At 61.2% G+C, this 1177-nt stretch carries 1 protein-coding gene and 1 pseudogene; both read right to left on the reverse strand.

The window, feature by feature from the left end:
* A partial coding sequence (locus AC4FAH_RS07755; RefSeq protein WP_490245855.1) for a TRAP transporter substrate-binding protein occupies nucleotides 1-673 on the reverse strand: 673 nt, incomplete at its 3' end.
* Between the two features lie 168 nt (nucleotides 674-841).
* A pseudogene (locus AC4FAH_RS07760) lies at nucleotides 842-1177 on the reverse strand (hypothetical protein); the annotation flags it as partial.

A 1177-nucleotide genomic window follows, 5' to 3' on the forward strand; every position in this document is an offset into this window, starting at 1 on the left:
CCCCCATGACGATCGGCTGCAGGGAGTACTGATAGTGGACCTCGGTCAGATACTTCTGCACTTCCTGGAACTTCATCGTGTAGTTGACGATGTCCGGGTTGTCCTGGCCATCGATCACGCCCTGCTGCAGACCGGTGAAGACTTCCGGCCACGACATGCTGATCGGGCTGGCGCCCCAGGCCTGATAGGTGGCGAGCATGATCTTGTTCTGCGGCACACGGATCTTCATGCCTTCAAGGTCTTCCAGCGACGTCACCGGACGCTTGGAGTTGGTCAGATAACGGAAGTTGGAATACAGCCAGCTGACGATGTGGACGCCGGCCTGTTTCTCGGCGATCTGGTTCCATTCATCCGCCAGCGGGCCGGTGGTGGCCTTGACGGCATCCGCATGGCTACGCAGTGCATAGGGCATGGTGAGCGCGCCGAGGCGCGGCGCGTAGGGCGTCAGGTTGCCGACGCCGATCAGCGCGAAGTCCAGCTTGCCGATGCGCGTGTCCTGGATCATGCCGGTCTCGGAGCCCAGCTGACCGCCCGGGAACAACTCCACCTGCATCTCGCCATCGGAAAGGTCCTCGACCAGTTCCTCGAAGCGCTGTGCAAGCGCGCCCTGATCCGAATCCATCGGATCGCCCATGCCGACCTTGAAGGTCTTTGCCTGAGCGGTCGCTGACATCGCCAACATCACTGCGGTTGCCAAGAGAGCTTTATTGAACATTGTTATTACTCCACTGGTTGCGGGTCCGCATGGCCTGTCACCAGGACATGCGGATTGAAGATCATGTGGCTTTCAAAGCGTTATCGTTATGGGTTCACCCCTGTCACGTGCTGCCGCCGGGCATAGTCACGCGACGGTCGAGACAGGTCGTGCACTGTGCAGAGCGTCCTGGATCAAGTCCGCGATGACCTCGCAGTCCTGCACGTCAAAGGTCAGCGGGAGACGCAGATCACACAGCGTCGCCAGCACCCGGTCGGCATTGGGCACTGCACGATGGCTGCCCAGATAGGCCCAGCTGTCGTAGCGGCTGGTGTAATCCTCCGGCAGCGGCTTGCCGTACCATTTCACCGGTAGCCCACGCGCTTCACAGCCTGCGATGAAGGCGGCGATCTGCTCGTGGGAGCACTGCGCCAGCGTGAACTGGATGGAGCTTCCGACGTAGCCTTCCAGCGGGCCACGCAG

Source organism: Cobetia sp. (assembly GCF_983723665.1).